Consider the following 15,464-nt stretch of genomic DNA (forward strand, 5'->3'; position numbering starts at 1 on the left):
ACGACGGCATGGTGGTCGTCTTCGCGCTTGTCGCGCTGGCAGTGGTGAGCGTCCTCGTGGCGTCCAACTGGTACCTGTGGCGGCGCCTGTTCCGTGACACGACCCGGGGCCCCGGTCCCGTGCGCCGTATCGGCGCGGTGGTGGTCGCGGGGGGCTGGGCGCTGGCCGTCGGCGCGCTGGTCGCCGAGCGCGCGGGTGCCCCCTTCCGGCTCCAGCAGGTCCTGGCCTGGCCGGGCTTCCTGTGGCTGGCGCTGTCGATCTACCTGCTGCTGGCGGTGCTGGCCGGCGAGGTCGTACGCCCCCTGCTGCGACGGTTCCTGGAGCGGCGGGCGGCCGCGCGGCGGCCGGAGCCGGAGCCGCTGAGGTCCCCGGCGGCGGCGGACACGACGCGCATACCGGCCGGGACGGCACCGCCCAGGACGACTGAGACCCCCGAGGCAACCGAGCCTCCCGGGGCCCCCAGGGCATCCGGGACATCCGACGTACCCGACGTACCCGACGCACCCGACGCACCCGAGACACCTGGGGCGCCGGCCCCCGGCTCCACGGCCGGCGGTCCGCCCGAGAGCCCTCTCGCCCTCCCCTCCCGCCGCCTCTTCGTCTCCCGCGTCGTCGCCGGTGCCGCCGCCGCGGCGGCCGTCGGAACGGTCGGCTACGGGACGTACGGCGTGCTGAACGGCCCGACGGTGAAGCGGGTCACCGTCCCGCTCGCCAAGCTCCCGCGCGCGGCGCACGGTTTCCGCATCGCCGTGGTCAGCGACGTCCACCTCGGCCCGGTGCTCGGCCGGGGCTTCGCGCAGAAGGTCGTCGACACCATCAACTCCACGCAGCCCGACCTCATCGCCGTGGTCGGCGACCTGGTGGACGGCAGCGTGAAGGACCTCGGCCCGGCCGCGGCCCCGCTGGCCCAGCTGAAGGCCCGGCACGGCGCGTACTTCGTCACCGGCAACCACGAGTACTTCTCCGGCGCCGAGCAGTGGGTCGCCGAGGTACGGCGGCTCGGCCTGATCCCGCTGGAGAACGCCCGCACCGAGCTGCCCCACTTCGACCTGGCCGGCGTCAACGACGTGGCGGGCGAGGACGAGGGCCAGGGCCCCGACTACGCCAAGGCCCTCGGCGACCGGGACCGGGCCCGCGCGTGCGTGCTCCTGGCCCACCAGCCGGTGCAGATCCACGACGCCGTCGACCACGGCGTCGACCTCCAGCTCTCCGGCCACACCCACGGCGGCCAGCTCTGGCCCGGCAATCTCGTCGCGGGTGCCGCCAACCCGACGCTGGCGGGCCTGGAACGCTACGGCGACACCCAGCTCTACGTCAGCCGCGGCGCGGGCGCCTGGGGCCCGCCCACGCGCGTGGGGGCGGAGTCGGACGTCACGGTGATCGAGCTGGCCTCCCTACAGGCCTAAGGCGCGTCCTCGGAGGGCGCCGCCTTCTTCGCCGGGTCCGGGAGGGCCTTGGTCATCCCGGGCAGGAAGTCCGTGAACAGTTCGTGCACCTCGCGCACCAGCGGGCGCAGCACCCGGAAGCGGGCCAGGGCGACGCCCCGCGCGGTGAGGCGGGCGCCGCGTTCGGCGAGGCGGTAGCTGCGCTCGCGCCCCTCCGTGCGGTCGAAGATCCAGTACAGGACCAGGCCCATCTGGGAGAGCCACATCAACTCGGGCAGGATGTCCCGCAGTTCCGCGGGCACCTTGGTCCTCGTGCCGGCCAGCACCGAGCGGTGGACGCTGATGGCCTCCACGCGCGCGTGCTCCGACTCCGGGGAGAAGGGGCTGAGCGGGCTGTCCGGGTCGGCCGCGTTCTTGAAGAACTGCACCGCGAACTCGTGGTACGGCGTCGCGATGTCCAGCCAGACCTTCAGCACGCCCGCCAGCCGTGCCTCCAGGTCGGTCTCCCGGGCCAGGACCTCCCGGACCGCCGCCTGGTGCTCGGCGGCGATCCGGTCGTAGAAGCCCTGGATCAGGTGCTCCTTGCCGGCGAAGTAGTAGTACGCGTTGCCGACGGAGACCCCGGCCTCCTGGGCGATGGCCCGCATGGTCGTCCGGTCGTAGCCGCGTTCCTGGAACAGCCGCATGGCCGTCTCCAGGATCAGCGCGCGGGTCTGCTCGGACTTGCTGAGGGGGGCTCCGTCGTCGGGGCCGTCGTTCTTCGCAGGCACAGGACGAGAGCCTAACGAGTGGCGCAGGTGCCGTCGTCGCAGCCGGGCCCGATGTGGATCCAGCCGCGGTCCGGTTCGTAGGCCCACCCGACACCCGACCACCGCCCCTCACCGAGGCGCTTCGCGCCGCCCCCGTCAATGTCGGCCCGGCGGTATCCGTTGCCGTCCCATCGCCGCTGCCCGCCCCGCCACTTGGCGGCGGCCAGGACGGCTCCCCGGGCCAGCCACGCCCCGGTGGGCGTGCTGAGCCGGTGGGCCAGCGCGCGGTGCTCGCGCAGCGCCCACAGGACGACGATCCAGGCGGCGGCGCCCCGGAAGACCTGCCCGGCGTCCCCGACGACGGTGACCTCGTCAAGGGTGACGGAGTGGTCGAGGCCGGGAAACCGCCGGCGCGCCTCGTCCGACCCGGCCGGGACCGACTCCAGCGGCACCAGCCGCGGCTGCCGCAGCAGCCAGTCCCGTACGTGGGTGCACAGGGAGCACTCGGCGTCGTAGAGGACGGTGAGCCGGCGCACGGGGGCGCCGGCCGTCGCGGGAGCGGACGCCATCGGCTCAGGCCCCGGCCGTCGGGGCCACCCAGCCCTGCGGCGGGACCGGGGGCACCTGCTCCCGCTCCATCATCCCGCGCCGCCGGATCCGGTTGAGCACGTACACGTTGCCCAGGTGCATCACGCCGAGCACCAGCAGCACGACGCCCAGCTTGGTCGACAGGGCCTCGAAGATCCCGCGGGTGTCGGCGATGGTCTCGTCGCCGCTCAGGTAGAGGGCGACGAAGCCGAGGTTGACGAGGTAGAAGCCGACCACCAGGAGGTGGTTGACGGCTTCGGCGAGCTTCTCGTTGCCGTGCAGCACGTCGGCGAGGAAGACCCGGCCGTTGCGGCTGAGCGTGCGGGCCACCCAGATGGTCAGGCCGATGCTGACCAGCAGGTAGATGACGTAGGCGATGACGGTGCGGTCCATGCCCCACCCCTTCTTGAACGCGTTCAAAACGCTGACAGGAGTGACTGTAGACCTGCTTTTGAACGTGTTCAACTCGCGGGAGCAGTGGTCCGCGTCACCCGCGTCACCCGCGTCACCCGGCTACGGCCGGCGGCCGAGCTCCGGACGCTTGGAGTAGTCCGTGAGTCCGATGACGTTGCCCCACGGGTCGGCGAACTCGACGGTCCAGCCGGTGGCGACGGAGAAGGGTTCGTCCAGCGGTGCCACTCCGGCGTCGCGCAGCGCCCGGGCCGCCGTGCGGGCGTCCGCCACCTCCAGCCACACCCGCGCGGACGGCCACAGCGGAGGGCGCTGCCCGAACTCCTCCTCCGCCCGCAGGAGGATGCCCGGCGTCTCGCCCCCGGCCTTGAGCAGTGCGATCCCGGCCTCGTCGAGCCGGAAGGCGACCGGGAAGCCGGCCCGCTCGTAGAAGTCGACGGCCGCACCGAGGTCACCGACGGGCAGCAGCACGTTGTCGAACCCGAGCAGTTCGTACGACTCATGATCTGACATGACGTCAGATTAGGTGGGTGCGGCGTGAAGCGGACGGAACCGGCGGGCGGGGCGGTGGCGGGGTCACCCGCCCGGGCGGACGGCCCTCCCGGGGCCCGACTTCTCTTCGTCCGCCGAGTCCTACAGTATGACCAGCAGTTTCCCGTACCTTCCAGGAGTGACACCAGCGTGAGCGAGCAGCCGCAGCAGCCGTCCCAGCCGCCCGGTTACGGCTACCCGAACCAGGGTCCCGGCGCGGCCGGCCAGGCCGGTCCCTACGGCTACCCGCACGGTGGCCACCAGCAGCCCGGCTACCAGCCGCCCCCCGGCGGCTACCAGGCCCCCGGGTACCAGCAGGCCCCCGGGTACCAGCAGGCGCCCGGGTACTACGCCGGTGACCCCGGCGCGCCCTACGGCTACGACCCCTACGGGCGCCCGTACTCCGACAAGTCGAAGATCGTCGCCGGTGTACTCCAGCTCTTCCTCGGCGGTTTCGGCATCGGCCGCTTCTACACCGGTTCCGTCGGCATCGGCATAGCCCAGCTGTTCACCTGCGGCGGGCTCGGTTTCTGGGCGCTGATCGACGGCATCATGTACCTCGTCAGCAACGACCGCACGGACGCCCAGGGGCGGATCCTGCGTGGCTGACGCGGCGCGTTCCGCGCCGTCCGAGAGGCGGCGCCCGCCGTGGCATCCCGCGGCGGCACCCCTCGCGGTGCTCGTCGCGGGCGCCGCGGGCGCCGGCTACCTGTGGTTCACCGACCCGCACGAGCCCGGCCACCTCCTGCCCCGGTGCCCCTTCCGGTACGTCACCGGTCTGCTGTGCCCGGCCTGCGGCGGCACGCGCATGGTGTACGACCTGATGCACGGTCACTTCGCCGCCGCCTGGCTGGACAACCGCGCCCTGCTGCTCGCCGCGCCGCTCGCTCTGGCGCTGTGGGGCCGCTGGACGGCGGAGGGCCTGCGCGGCCGCTTCTACCGGCCCCGGATCGCCCCGTGGGCCCAGGCCCTGATCCTGCTGACGGCGGTGGCCTGGACGGTCGTTCGCAACCTCGTCTGAGGCGCTCGGGTGCGTGCCGTCCCGAGCCGCCGCGAGCCGCACCGCGAGCAGGGGTGCGCCGTGGTGCGCCGATGATGCCGATCGAATGATCACGGAATGGGAACGTTCGATCGAATCCACTCCCACCAGCCCCATCCGCCTCTCTATGCTCCCTACGCACAGGGGGGACGGCCGCGCAGGTGCGTGGGCCGCCGTGCACGGTCAGTGTGCGATCAGCGGTGTTCCTTCCTGGGCCGCCGGGCATTCCGTCCCGGCCCGTTTCCACTTCTCCCCAGGAGCACCACCGTGACCGTCCCCCCGAACCCCGCCGCTCCCTTCGGCTTCGACCCGCAGGGCCGCCCGTACTCCGACAAGTCGAAGATCGTCGCCGGCGTCCTCCAGCTCTTCCTGGGCACCCTGGGCATCGGCCGCTTCTACGTCGGCTCGGTCGGCGTCGGCGTCGCCCAGCTGCTCACCTGCGGTGGCCTGGGCTTCTGGGCGCTGATCGACGGCATCATCTTCCTGGTCAGCAACGACCGCACCGACAAGGAGGGCCGGGTGCTGCGCGGCTGACGCCGCCTCACCGCCTCGCGGTAACGACCGAGGGCCCCGATCGCATCGATCGGGGCCCTCGGTCGTACGTGTCGGCGCGCGGGTCAGAAGCGGCGCGTGATCAGCGCCCGCTTCACCTCCGCGATCGCCTTGGTGACCTCGATACCGCGCGGGCAGGCGTCCGTGCAGTTGAAGGTCGTGCGGCAGCGCCAGACGCCGTCGCGGTCGTTCAGGATCTCCAGCCGCTGCTCGCCGGCCTCGTCGCGCGAGTCGAAGATGAAGCGGTGCGCGTTGACGATGGCCGCCGGGCCGAAGTACTGCCCGTCGTTCCAGAACACCGGGCACGAGGACGTGCAGGCGGCGCACAGGATGCACTTCGTCGTGTCGTCGAAGCGCTCGCGGTCCTCGGCCGTCTGGAGGCGCTCACGCGTCGGCTCGTTGGTGTCCTTCGTGATCAGGAAGGGCATCACGTCCCGGTACGCCTGGAAGAACGGCTCCATGTCGACGACCAGGTCCTTGAGGACCGTCAGGCCCTTGATGGCCTCGACCGTGATCGGCTTCTCGGGGTTGATGTCCTTGATCAGCGTCTTGCAGGCGAGCCGGTTCTTGCCGTTGATCCGCATGGCGTCCGACCCGCAGATGCCGTGCGCGCAGGAACGGCGGAAGGTCAGGCTTCCGTCCAGGTCCCACTTGATCTTGTGCAGCGCGTCGAGGACACGCTCCTTGGGGTCGATCTCCAGCTGGAAGTCTTCCCAGGTCGCCTCGGCCGAGACCTCCGGGTTGAACCGGCGGACGCGGAAGGTGACCGTGATGTAGGGGGAGTCGGCGAAGCCCGGCTCGGGGGCCTTGTCGCTCTTCTCCATGACAGGGGTAGCCATCAGTACTTACGCTCCATCGGCTGGTAGCGGGTCTGGACGACCGGCTTGTAGTCGAGCCGGATGGACTCGGTGCCGTCGTCGCCCACCTCGCGGTACGCCATGGTGTGGCGCATGAAGTTGACGTCGTCGCGGTTGGGGAAGTCCTCGCGGTAGTGACCGCCGCGCGACTCCTTGCGGGCGAGCGCGGACACCGCCATGACCTCCGCCAGGTCGAGCAGGTTGCCCAGCTCGACGGCCTCCAGCAGGTCGGTGTTGAAGCGCCGGCCCTTGTCCTGGATCGCCACGTTCTTGTAGCGGGCGCGCAGCTCGGCGAGCTTCTCGACGGCCGTCTTGATCGTCTGCTCGGTGCGGAACACCATGACGTTGGCGTCCATGGTCTCCTGCAGCTCGCGGCGGAGCGTCGCCACCCGCTCGGTGCCGGTGGAGGAGCGCAGCCGCTCGATCTGCTCGACGACCAGGGACTCCGGGTCCTCGGGCAGCTCGACGAAGTCCGCCTTCTGGGCGTACTCCGCGGCGGCGATGCCGGCCCGCTTGCCGAAGACGTTGATGTCCAGCAGCGAGTTGGTGCCCAGGCGGTTGGCGCCGTGCACGGACACGCAGGCCACCTCGCCGGCCGCGTACAGACCCGGGACGACGGTGGTGTTGTCCAGGAGGACCTCACCCTCGACGTTGGTCGGGATGCCGCCCATCGCGTAGTGGGCGGTGGGCTGGATCGGGATCGGGTCCGTGTAGGGCTCGATGCCGAGGTAGGTCCGCGCGAACTCCGTGATGTCGGGCAGCTTGGCGTCCAGCTGCTCCGGCGGGAGGTGGGTGAGGTCCAGGTAGACGTGGTCGCCCTCGGGACCGCAGCCGCGGCCCTCGCGGATCTCCGTGTAGATGGAGCGGGAGACGACGTCGCGGGAGGCGAGGTCCTTCATGACCGGCGCGTACTTCTCCATGAAGCGCTCGCCGTCCTTGTTGCGGAGGATGCCGCCCTCACCGCGGGCGCCCTCCGTCAGCAGGATGCCCATGCGCCAGATGCCGGTCGGGTGGAACTGGAAGAACTCCATGTCCTCCAGCGGCAGCCCGCGCCGGTACACGGCGGCCTGGCCGTCACCGGTCAGCGTGTGCGCGTTGGACGTCACCTTGAAGAACTTGCCGGTGCCGCCGGACGCGTAGATCACGGACTTCGCCTGGAAGACGTGGATCTCGCCGGTCGCCAGCTCGTAGGCCACCACACCGGCGGACTTCTTGACGCCGTCGACCTCGCTGATCAGCTGGTCCAGGACGTAGAACTCGTTGAAGAACTCCACGCCCTCCTTGACGCAGTTCTGGTACAGCGTCTGGAGGATCATGTGACCGGTGCGGTCGGCCGCGTAGCAGGACCGGCGGACCGGAGCCTCACCGTGGTTGCGGGAGTGCCCGCCGAAGCGGCGCTGGTCGATCGTGCCGTTCGGCGTCCGGTTGAACGGCAGGCCCATCTTCTCCAGGTCGAGGACCGAGTCGATGGCCTCCTTCGCCAGGATCTCGGCGGCGTCCTGGTCGACCAGGTAGTCACCGCCCTTGACCGTGTCGAAGGTGTGCCACTCCCAGTTGTCCTCCTCCACGTTGGCCAGCGCGGCGGCCATGCCGCCCTGCGCGGCGCCCGTGTGGGAGCGGGTGGGGTAGAGCTTCGTCAGCACGGCGGTGCGGCTGCGCTTCGTCGACTCGATGGCCGCGCGCATGCCGGCGCCACCGGCGCCGACGATGACGGTGTCGTACTTGTGTACCTTCATGATTTTCGCAGCCCCGTGCCTAGCGGATGTTCGGGTCGAAGGTGAAGATCACCAGCGTGCCCAGCAGGATGGTGAACACCGTGGCGGTGTAGAGCAGGCCCTTGAGCCACAGCCGGGTGTTCGGGCGCTCCGCGTAGTCGTTGATGACCGTGCGCAGGCCGTTCGCGCCGTGCAGCATCGCGAGCCAGAGCATCAGGAGGTCCCAGACCTGCCAGAACGGCGAGGCCCAGCGGCCCGCCACGAAGGCGAAGCCGATCTTCGAGACGCCGCCGTCCAGCACCAGCTGGATGAGCAGGTGCCCGATGACCAGGACGACCAGCACGACGCCGGACAGGCGCATGAAGAGCCAGGCGGCCATCTCGAAGTTGCCGCGCGTGGACTTCGGGGACTTCTTGGTCCGCTTGCGGGGCGGCTCGATCAGCGGCGCCGGGTTGTCCACGGTGTAGGCGGAGGCGCCCGCGCCCTCGACGGGGCCGATGCCGGAGGCGGTGGTTTCAGTGGTGGACATCTGCGTCAGCTCCCGAACACTTCACGAGCGGCGTGGCCGAGGACGGGGTAGACCGCCCCGATCATCAGCACGATCCACAGGCCGACGACGGTCCAGAGCATCTGCTTCTGGTAGCGGGCGCCCTTGACCCAGAAGTCGACGGCGATGACGCGAAGGCCGTTGAGCGCGTGGAAGAGGATGGCGGCGACGAGGCCGTACTCCAACAGCGCGACGATCGGCGACTTGTACGTGGCCACGACGGTGTCGTAGGCCTCGGGGGACACACGGACGAGAGCGGTGTCCAGCACGTGGACGAACAGGAAGAAGAAGATGAGGACGCCGGTGACTCGGTGAGCCACCCAGGACCACATTCCTTCCCGGCCGCGGTACAGCGTTCCAGCCGGCACGGAAGTTTCCTCCGGGAGCGGGGATTGGGGCCGCGCCGGCTTTCCTTGTCGGTCGGGCCCGGCCGGGTACGGTCCACCGGCCCCCAGCATCGTAGCGACGGTTGCCCGCGGCGCTTACGGGGGGCCTGCCTATGTGATCAAAGTTGCACTCAAAGGAGCAGTGAGGTGGCTACGGGTGGCTACGGGGTGGGGGTTTGTCCTGTATGCCGGGGAGCGGTTCGTCAGTGGTTGCCCGCGCCCCGCGGCGGAGCCGCTGATGTCAGGGCCCCGCGCCCCTCAGGGCGTCGGTCAGCCGCGCCCTTGCCAGGCGCCGGAGTTCCTCCGCCGCCACCAGGCGTTCCTCGTCCGGATCGTTTGTCAATCGTGACCGGATGTCCGCGAGGGCGTGGTCCAGGGCCTCGTTCGCGGGCAGGCCGTCCAGGCAGATGACGAACGCGTGTCCGAAACGGCGCTCGTAGGCTGCGGTCGCCGCGCTCAGGGCCGTGTGGGCCGCCGCGTACGTGTCCTCCGGCAGGGGTGGCAGTACCTCCGTCGCCAGGGCCTCCGTCAGGTCGTCCGGGGAGAGGTCGTACGCCGCCTCGTCCGCCGCGGCCAGCAGGGACGGCAGGTCCGGGTAGGGGCGGTGGGAGGCGAGGCGGTGGGCCCAGTGGCGGCTGTTCAGGCAGGTCAGGAGTGCGTGGACGGCCTCATCGGCGGACGCGGCGTTGAAGCGCGCCAAGGAGGAGGTCGTTACCGGTGTGGCGCGGATGGTTTGCGCCGGTACCGGTATGGCCACTCGGCCGGGGAGGTCTGGGAGACGGTGCGCAGGCAGCGTGGGTCCTTGTGGGCGTCACGTGTGTGTCGGCAGGGGATTGTGCGAAAGGTGTGGCGTCACGTTATCGAGTGACGGCATCGCGTGTCCGTCCAGTGCCCGAATTTCACCCGAACGGGAGAGTTTCAGAACATGTGGTGGACGCATGGTGGAGCTCACGGCCGTAGGTTGGCGCTGTGAGCCAGCACGGACGCCGGACGCCGGCGAACCAGGTGAGGCAGCGCGCCGTGATCGCCGGTGCGGTGGTCGCCGCGCTCGGCGTGGGAGTCGGCGTGTGGGCCACCGGCGGTGAGGACGACGGCGGGCCCGCGGGCTCGGCCGCGCGGTCCTCCCCGAAGGCGGCCGCGCCCAGCCCCAGCCGCTCCTACGCGCTGTCGAAGGAGCCGCGCACGATACCCGCCGTACGCGACCACACCGCGGCCCGCGGCCCCGGCTGGCAGCCGGAGAAGGCGCACCGGGTCGTCGTCGCCGACGCCGGGCTCGCCGACGAGGGACGGCTGATAGCCGGCGAGCTGGGGCTGACGTACGCGGGGGAGAAGGACGACCGGCGCGCCGGGGACGTGCTGCTGGACGTCAAGGCGGACGAGGGCGCGAACTCCGAGTCGTACACCATGACCGTGCGCGACGGCCGCGTCACCGTCACCGGGCCGGCCGAGGCCGGCGTCTACTACGGCACCCGCACCCTGAAGCAGGCGGTGGACGACGGCGGCACCGCGCCGGAGGGCGTCGTGCGGGACGAACCGGCCAAACCGCGGCGCGGGTTCATGCTCGACATCGCGCGCAAGCACTACGACGCCGACTGGATCAAGGACCGGATACGCGAGCTGGGCGACCTGAAGTTCAACGAACTGGGCCTGCACTTCTCCGACGACCAGGCCTTCCGCATCGAGTCCGACTCGCACCCGGAGATCGTCGCCGACGACCACCTGACCAAGGCCGAGGTCAAGGAGATCACCGACCTCGCCGCCTCCCGGCACATCACCGTCGTCCCCGAGATCGACTCGCCCGGCCACCTCGGCGCCGTGATCGCCGCCCACCCCGACCTCCAGCTGCGCAACGCCCAGGGCACGCCGACGCGCGGCGCGATCGACATCTCCGAGCCGGCGGCCGCCGAGATCGTCGACGACCTGCTGAACGAGTACGCCGACCTCTTCCCCGGCTCGCAGTGGCACCTGGGCGCCGACGAGTACCAGGCGCTCGTGGTGTCCGACCCCGAGGCGTCCTACCCGGACCTGGCAGCCGCCGCCCGCGAGGCCTACGGCCCCGGGGCCACCGTCGCCGACCTCACCACCGGCTGGCTCAACGCCCGCGCCAAGACGGTCATGGCCCACGACCGCACCCCGCGCGCCTGGAACGACGGCTTCTTCAAGGACACGTCCGTCGAGCCCCTGGAGGACATCCAGGTCGCCTACTGGACGGGCAAGGAGATCGGCGCCCGCCAGCCGACGGAGTACCTGAGCGCGGGCCGCCAGGTCCTCAACTACAACGACGAGTTCCTCTACTACGTGCTCGGCGAGCCGCAGACCTTCGTCTACCCGACCGGCGAGCGCATCTACGAGCAGTGGACCCCGCGGGTCGTGCGCGGCACCACGGCGGTCGACGCGAAGTACGACGACCAGATACTCGGCGGCAGCTTCGCGGTCTGGGGCGACATCCCCGGCGCCCAGACGCAGGCGCAGGTCGCCGACGGCATCCGGCTGCCGCTGGCGGCGACGGTCCAGAAGCTGTGGGACCCGGACGAACCCGAGCTGTCCTGGGCCGACTTCAGGGCGCTGGCGAACCGGCTCGACTGATCCCGCACGCCCCCGGGGCGTCGCGCGGATTGTCCGATACGGCTGCGAACTCCCGTACGGCTGTGGTGGTCTTTGGGCGAGCCGAACCGACACGCCGGGGGGACCGGGACATGGGCTACTGGGGGTATTTCGTCGTGGGCCGCGCCGAGCGGCCGCTCGCTGAGCTGGACGCGCTGCCGGGCGCCGCGGACATGACCCTGCGCCTGTCCGCGCCGGACGGCTGGCAGGTGTGGGAGTTCCCGGGCGGCGACGGGGACGTCGGGAACATGAACGACCTGGCCGGGCAGACCGGCGCGCCCGCGCTGTTCGGGTACGTCATGGACAGCGACTGCGTGGTCGTGGAGGCGGCGGCGCCCGAGAGCGGGGCGTGGACGACGTGCCTGGCCCGGTCCGCGATGGCCGGATACCTCGGGGCGGAGAAGGAGGGGCTCACCCTGGAGGACTACTTCCTGGAGCCCCGCGACGCCGCCGAGCGTGCCGTGGCCTGGGCCGCGGAGGCCGGGCGCACCGCGAGCGCCCGGGAGTTGGCGGAGGTGCTGTCGGCCGACCCGGGCGCGGGTCCCGGGTCCGGTCCGGACGCCGGGCCCGGTCTCGGAGCCGATCCCGGAGCCGGTCTCGATGACGGCTCCCGTCCCGGTGCCGTCGCCGAGGCCGCACCGGTGGCCGAAAACCTCTTCTTCCGGTTCCTCGACCGGCTCGGCGTGGTGCCGCTGTGACACTCCCGGGCCGTCGCACGCAGTAAGGGGAAGTGCGGGCTCCGTGGTGGTGAGCGGGCCGAAGCGGTAGGAACAGGGAGGCACCGGATGAGCCTGGTGGAACTGATCGCGCGGGCCGACGCACGCGGACTTGCCGGGAGCGGACTGGCTTGTTTGGATCGCTGCGTTCCCCTGCTGGACGGCGGTGACGAGATCCTCAGACCCCTGTGGGCGAACCTCGCCGACGACGCCGGTGACGGGCCCGACTGGGCGCGGGCGCTGGTGCGGGTGCGCGACGAGCTCGCCGGTCCCGACGCCGACGGCGAGGACGAGGCCGTGCTCCTGGCCCGCCGGATGCTGGCCGCGGCGCCGGCCGAGTGCTCCGGCGCCGCGATACGGGCGTGGGCCGACGCCTGCTCCGTCGCCTCGCTCCGCATCCACCGGCTCCTCGACCCCGCGACGGACGCCGCCGCGGAGGCCGGCGTCCGCGGAGAGGACCGTCCTCAGGACCCCACGGAGGGGCTGTCTCCGCTCGTCGCCGCCGAAGTGCGGCGCCAGGTCACCGTCCTCGAAGTGCTCGCCGGCCACGGTCCGGCCGGGCTGCGCCGGGCCCTGGAGGTCTCCACGGAGGGGCGCCGGGTGCTGCGCGCGGTGGTGTCCCGCCGGGCGCGCGGACGGGGCTGATCCCAGGGCGTGCCACCGAACCCGTCTGTGCCCGTCGTGCGGGGAACGCGCGGCGGCGGTGCGGTGGACGTGGTGGAGCTGGGGCGGTCCTGCGCCGGTTGCGGAACGGCCGGGGTGCACGTGTGACGAAACTCCGTCCCGCGACGCTCTAGCGGGTGTGACGACTGTGACCAGCGGATTGACGACCCAGCAGGAGAACCGGCCGTCGGCCGCCGCGAAACCGGTGCGGTGGGCGGCGGACGCGGTGGCCACGATGCGCGAGGGCGCCCGGCTGCGACTGGACTACTCGGCGCAGAGTCTGTGGCGCGTCGATCGCGTGATCGACGGCATCCGGAGCGAGGGAGCACCGTACGCCGCGGTGGAGAGCGCGCTGCGCGGACTCGGCGCCTACGCCGGTGAGGTGATCGCGCGTCAGACCGGTGGCGAGTGGTGGACCACCGGTGGCGACCACTGGGTCCGCACGCCCGACGGCCGGCTGTGGGACCCGATCGACGAGGCCCGCCGCTGCTTCGCCGGTGACGGGTCGCTCCGGCTGCTGTGCCGGGACGCGTCGACGGACGGGTGACGGACCGGCAGGCAACCCTACAGAAACGGTTCTCCGGCCGCGGACCTGTGACACCCGGGCCCCCCGGCCCGCTGGATCAGCGGGGGAGCCGGGCCGCCGGTGCCGGCCTCCCGTCGCCGAGCGAAGGGGTGGGTGGTCCGGGTGGAGCAGCGGGGCGAGGTGGGCGGCGGCATACCGCGTGCCCGCGAGATGCGGGCGTGCGCGACGGCGTTCGTCGGCCGTGTCACGGCCGGCAGCCGGCTGCCGCTGGACTACTCCCCGGCCAGCCTGCGCATCGTCGACTTCCTGGTCGACGGGGTGCGCAAGGGAGGCGCCGACCACGATCGGGCGCGCGGCACGCTGCTCGGTCTGGGGGCCTACGTCGGTGAGGTGCTCGTGCGCCGGGCGGGCGCCGTGTGGATGGACTTCGACCCGGACCAGCGGGCGTACTTCGGGCAGCCGGTCGGCGTACGGATGCCGGACGGGCGCGTCTGGAACCCGCTGGGCAGGGTGCACAACCGCCTGGCGGGCGGCGCTCCCGAAGAGTCGCTGCACACCTTCTACCTGACGTTGCACGGGCGGGCCCGGCGCGTGCGGCCCGCCGTGCGGTGAGGGCCGTCCGGACCGCACCCTGTGACACTTCCGTGCACGCCGACGCTGATGACCGTGGGGGCGGGCTCAGCCGAGCGCGCGGAGAACTCGGTACGGACGAGGACGGTTCTTGGGCCAGCGAGGGGAAGCCCGCCGCGTACAGGCGTACGACGGGGAACTGGGCGCGGCCGTCGCGCGGGCCCAGGAAGGTGACGAGGCCGCCTTCGCGGTCGCCTACCGGCTGGTGCAGCCCGGCCTGCTGGGCTACCTGCGCGGACTCGTCGGGGACGACGCCGAGGACGTCGCGGCGGACGCGTGGCTGGAGATAGCCCGCGACCTGCGGCGCTTCAAGGGCGACGGGGCCGGCTTCCGGGGCTGGACGGCGACGATCGCCCGGCACCGGGCCCTGGACCACCTGCGCCGCCAGAGGGTACGGCCCAGACCGACGGCGCTGGAACAGGACGTCCTGGACCTGCCCGGCCCGCACTCCACGCACGACCAGGCACTGGAGGCGCTGTCCACCGAGGCGGCCCTGGCCCTGGTCGCGGCACTGCCGCGCGACCAGGCCGAGGCCGTGCTGCTGCGGGTCGTCGTCGGCCTCGACGGACCGTCCGCCGCGCGTGTCCTCGGCAAGCGGCCGGGAGCGGTGCGCACGGCGACGTACCGGGGGCTGAAGCGGCTGGCACGGCGGCTGGGCGTCGACGGTGTGACGGAAGACGCGCCCCGGACGCTGGGGGAGTCGACATGACGGGCACCGACGGCGGCGCCCGGGCGGACCGAGCGGGAACGGAGGCGGACATGGGTGCACGGCACGGCGAAGGCGACCACGGCGACCACACCGGCCCCCGGCCCGCCCGCCACGACACCCCCGGGACGGAGGTGCTGCTCGCCGCGGCACTGCGGGCGGAGCGCGTCGACGCGGAGGGCGAGCGGCGGGCCGTGGCCGCGTTCCGGGCCGCCCTGGACACGGAGCCGGGCCGGGCCGCGCGCACCCGCCGGCGGGACGACTGGCGCCCCCGCGAGCGCGGAGGCGCGGGGCGCACGCTGAAGACGGCGCTCTCCGTGCTGCTGGCGAGCCTCACCCTGGGCGGCGTCGCCTACGCGACGATCGGCGCGGGCGGTTCCGCCACGGACGCCGCCCGGCCGGAACGTACGCGCCCGCCCGCCGCCACGGACGGCACCGCGGTCCGTCCGCTCCCCGCCCCGGGCCCCACCACCACGTCCCCCGGCGCCTCGGCGCGGCCGGACCGTCCGCCCACCGCCCGGGACACCGAGGCCCACTGCCGCGACTACGAGCGACTGGAGGGCCGCGGCAAGGCGCTGAGCGCCACGGCCTGGCAGCGGCTGGTCGCGGCGGCGGGCGGTGCGGAGAACGTCACGGCCCACTGCGCCGAGCGGCACTCCCGACCGGCCCGGCCGAGCGCCGCGACCGACGCGAACAAGCCGAGCGGGGCGGCCGAGCCGACCCAGCGGAAACGGCCGGACGGCAACGCGAACAGCGGCGGCGGGAGCGGCGAGGGCGGGAACGCGGAGCGCGCGGGCCGGGCTCCCGGCAAGGCCAAGTAGCCTCGCGCCAGGGGAGATCGCGGCGGCCAAGGCAACGG

The 15,464-nt window shown here is 72.4% G+C and carries 19 protein-coding genes and 1 pseudogene; 11 read left to right on the forward strand and 9 right to left on the reverse strand.

Features of this window, described 5'->3' with window-relative positions:
* Positions 1 to 8 precede the first annotated feature (8 nt).
* Complete coding sequence (locus ACIQ6R_RS01960; RefSeq protein ID WP_404218100.1) at positions 9 to 1,406, forward strand: metallophosphoesterase; 1,398 nt, start codon at positions 9 to 11, stop codon at positions 1,404 to 1,406.
* Here the strand turns inward: ACIQ6R_RS01960 and ACIQ6R_RS01965 are convergent.
* The 4 genes from ACIQ6R_RS01965 to ACIQ6R_RS01980 form a co-directional block, all read right to left on the reverse strand.
* Complete coding sequence (locus ACIQ6R_RS01965) at positions 1,403 to 2,155, reverse strand: TetR/AcrR family transcriptional regulator (protein ID WP_404169345.1); 753 nt, start codon at positions 2,153 to 2,155, stop codon at positions 1,403 to 1,405. The genes ACIQ6R_RS01960 and ACIQ6R_RS01965 overlap by 4 nt on opposite strands.
* An 11-nt stretch (positions 2,156 to 2,166) precedes the next feature.
* A complete protein-coding gene (locus ACIQ6R_RS01970; RefSeq protein WP_404218102.1) occupies positions 2,167 to 2,703 on the reverse strand; it encodes a thiol-disulfide oxidoreductase DCC family protein in 537 nt (178 codons plus the stop codon).
* Positions 2,704 to 2,707: 4 nt separating this feature from the next.
* Complete coding sequence (locus ACIQ6R_RS01975; protein WP_404169351.1) at positions 2,708 to 3,115, reverse strand: hypothetical protein; 408 nt, start codon at positions 3,113 to 3,115, stop codon at positions 2,708 to 2,710.
* Positions 3,116 to 3,235: 120 nt separating this feature from the next.
* Complete coding sequence (locus ACIQ6R_RS01980) at positions 3,236 to 3,646, reverse strand: VOC family protein (protein ID WP_121748806.1); 411 nt, start codon at positions 3,644 to 3,646, stop codon at positions 3,236 to 3,238.
* Between the two features lie 168 nt (positions 3,647 to 3,814).
* Here ACIQ6R_RS01980 and ACIQ6R_RS01985 point away from each other — a divergent pair, with 168 nt between their 5' ends.
* From ACIQ6R_RS01985 to ACIQ6R_RS01995, 3 genes are all read left to right on the forward strand, one after another.
* Positions 3,815 to 4,273: an NINE protein gene (locus tag ACIQ6R_RS01985; protein ID WP_404218104.1), complete on the forward strand. Its 459-nt coding sequence runs from the start codon at positions 3,815 to 3,817 to the stop codon at positions 4,271 to 4,273.
* On the forward strand, positions 4,266 to 4,685 hold the full coding sequence (locus ACIQ6R_RS01990) for a DUF2752 domain-containing protein (RefSeq protein WP_404218106.1): 420 nt from the start codon (positions 4,266 to 4,268) through the stop codon (positions 4,683 to 4,685). Before ACIQ6R_RS01985 ends, ACIQ6R_RS01990 begins: the two co-directional genes overlap by 8 nt.
* Positions 4,686 to 4,970: 285 nt before the next feature.
* The gene (locus ACIQ6R_RS01995; RefSeq protein ID WP_404169360.1) at positions 4,971 to 5,237 is read left to right on the forward strand and encodes a TM2 domain-containing protein; all 267 of its coding nucleotides are present in this window, start codon (positions 4,971 to 4,973) and stop codon (positions 5,235 to 5,237) included.
* A gap of 83 nt (positions 5,238 to 5,320) precedes the next feature.
* Here ACIQ6R_RS01995 and ACIQ6R_RS02000 read toward each other — a convergent pair whose 3' ends face one another.
* The 5 genes from ACIQ6R_RS02000 to ACIQ6R_RS02020 form a co-directional block, all read right to left on the reverse strand.
* Complete coding sequence (locus ACIQ6R_RS02000; protein ID WP_121748809.1) at positions 5,321 to 6,094, reverse strand: succinate dehydrogenase iron-sulfur subunit; 774 nt, start codon at positions 6,092 to 6,094, stop codon at positions 5,321 to 5,323.
* The gene (gene sdhA / locus ACIQ6R_RS02005) at positions 6,094 to 7,848 is read right to left on the reverse strand and encodes a succinate dehydrogenase flavoprotein subunit (RefSeq protein ID WP_404218108.1); all 1,755 of its coding nucleotides are present in this window, start codon (positions 7,846 to 7,848) and stop codon (positions 6,094 to 6,096) included. Before sdhA ends, ACIQ6R_RS02000 begins: the two co-directional genes overlap by 1 nt.
* A 19-nt stretch (positions 7,849 to 7,867) precedes the next feature.
* Positions 7,868 to 8,356: a succinate dehydrogenase hydrophobic membrane anchor subunit gene (locus ACIQ6R_RS02010; RefSeq protein WP_121748811.1), complete on the reverse strand. Its 489-nt coding sequence runs from the start codon at positions 8,354 to 8,356 to the stop codon at positions 7,868 to 7,870.
* Positions 8,357 to 8,361: 5 nt separating this feature from the next.
* A complete protein-coding gene (gene sdhC / locus ACIQ6R_RS02015; protein ID WP_404169366.1) occupies positions 8,362 to 8,742 on the reverse strand; it encodes a succinate dehydrogenase, cytochrome b556 subunit in 381 nt (126 codons plus the stop codon).
* A gap of 259 nt (positions 8,743 to 9,001) precedes the next feature.
* Positions 9,002 to 9,511: a 2-oxo-4-hydroxy-4-carboxy-5-ureidoimidazoline decarboxylase gene (locus ACIQ6R_RS02020; RefSeq protein WP_404170673.1), complete on the reverse strand. Its 510-nt coding sequence runs from the start codon at positions 9,509 to 9,511 to the stop codon at positions 9,002 to 9,004.
* Between the two features lie 218 nt (positions 9,512 to 9,729).
* On the opposite strand from ACIQ6R_RS02020, the gene ACIQ6R_RS02025 reads away from it, so the two are divergent.
* The 7 genes and pseudogenes from ACIQ6R_RS02025 to ACIQ6R_RS02055 all read left to right on the forward strand — a co-directional run bounded on the left by ACIQ6R_RS02025 (position 9,730) and on the right by ACIQ6R_RS02055 (position 15,426).
* The gene (locus ACIQ6R_RS02025) at positions 9,730 to 11,346 is read left to right on the forward strand and encodes a glycoside hydrolase family 20 protein (RefSeq protein ID WP_404218110.1); all 1,617 of its coding nucleotides are present in this window, start codon (positions 9,730 to 9,732) and stop codon (positions 11,344 to 11,346) included.
* 110 nt (positions 11,347 to 11,456) lie between these two features.
* Positions 11,457 to 11,900: pseudogene (locus ACIQ6R_RS02030) on the forward strand (hypothetical protein); the annotation flags it as partial.
* 249 nt (positions 11,901 to 12,149) lie between these two features.
* Positions 12,150 to 12,725, forward strand: a complete 576-nt coding sequence (locus ACIQ6R_RS02035) for a hypothetical protein (RefSeq protein ID WP_404218112.1) — start codon at positions 12,150 to 12,152, stop codon at positions 12,723 to 12,725.
* A gap of 157 nt (positions 12,726 to 12,882) precedes the next feature.
* The gene (locus tag ACIQ6R_RS02040; RefSeq protein ID WP_404169375.1) at positions 12,883 to 13,290 is read left to right on the forward strand and encodes a hypothetical protein; all 408 of its coding nucleotides are present in this window, start codon (positions 12,883 to 12,885) and stop codon (positions 13,288 to 13,290) included.
* Between the two features lie 189 nt (positions 13,291 to 13,479).
* The gene (locus tag ACIQ6R_RS02045) at positions 13,480 to 13,881 is read left to right on the forward strand and encodes a hypothetical protein (RefSeq protein ID WP_404170676.1); all 402 of its coding nucleotides are present in this window, start codon (positions 13,480 to 13,482) and stop codon (positions 13,879 to 13,881) included.
* Between the two features lie 109 nt (positions 13,882 to 13,990).
* Positions 13,991 to 14,608 carry an RNA polymerase sigma factor gene (locus ACIQ6R_RS02050; RefSeq protein WP_404169378.1) on the forward strand — a complete coding sequence of 206 codons (618 nt, stop codon included), beginning with the start codon at positions 13,991 to 13,993 and terminating at the stop codon, positions 14,606 to 14,608.
* Entirely contained in the window at positions 14,605 to 15,426 is an 822-nt protein-coding gene (locus ACIQ6R_RS02055; protein WP_404218114.1) for a hypothetical protein, read from the forward strand. The genes ACIQ6R_RS02050 and ACIQ6R_RS02055 overlap by 4 nt, the downstream gene beginning before the upstream one ends.
* The last annotated feature ends 38 nt before the right edge of the window (positions 15,427 to 15,464 follow it).

It is taken from the genome of Streptomyces sp. NPDC096048 (assembly GCF_044763415.1).
In the GTDB taxonomy this organism is placed as follows: Bacteria; Actinomycetota; Actinomycetes; order Streptomycetales; family Streptomycetaceae; genus Streptomyces.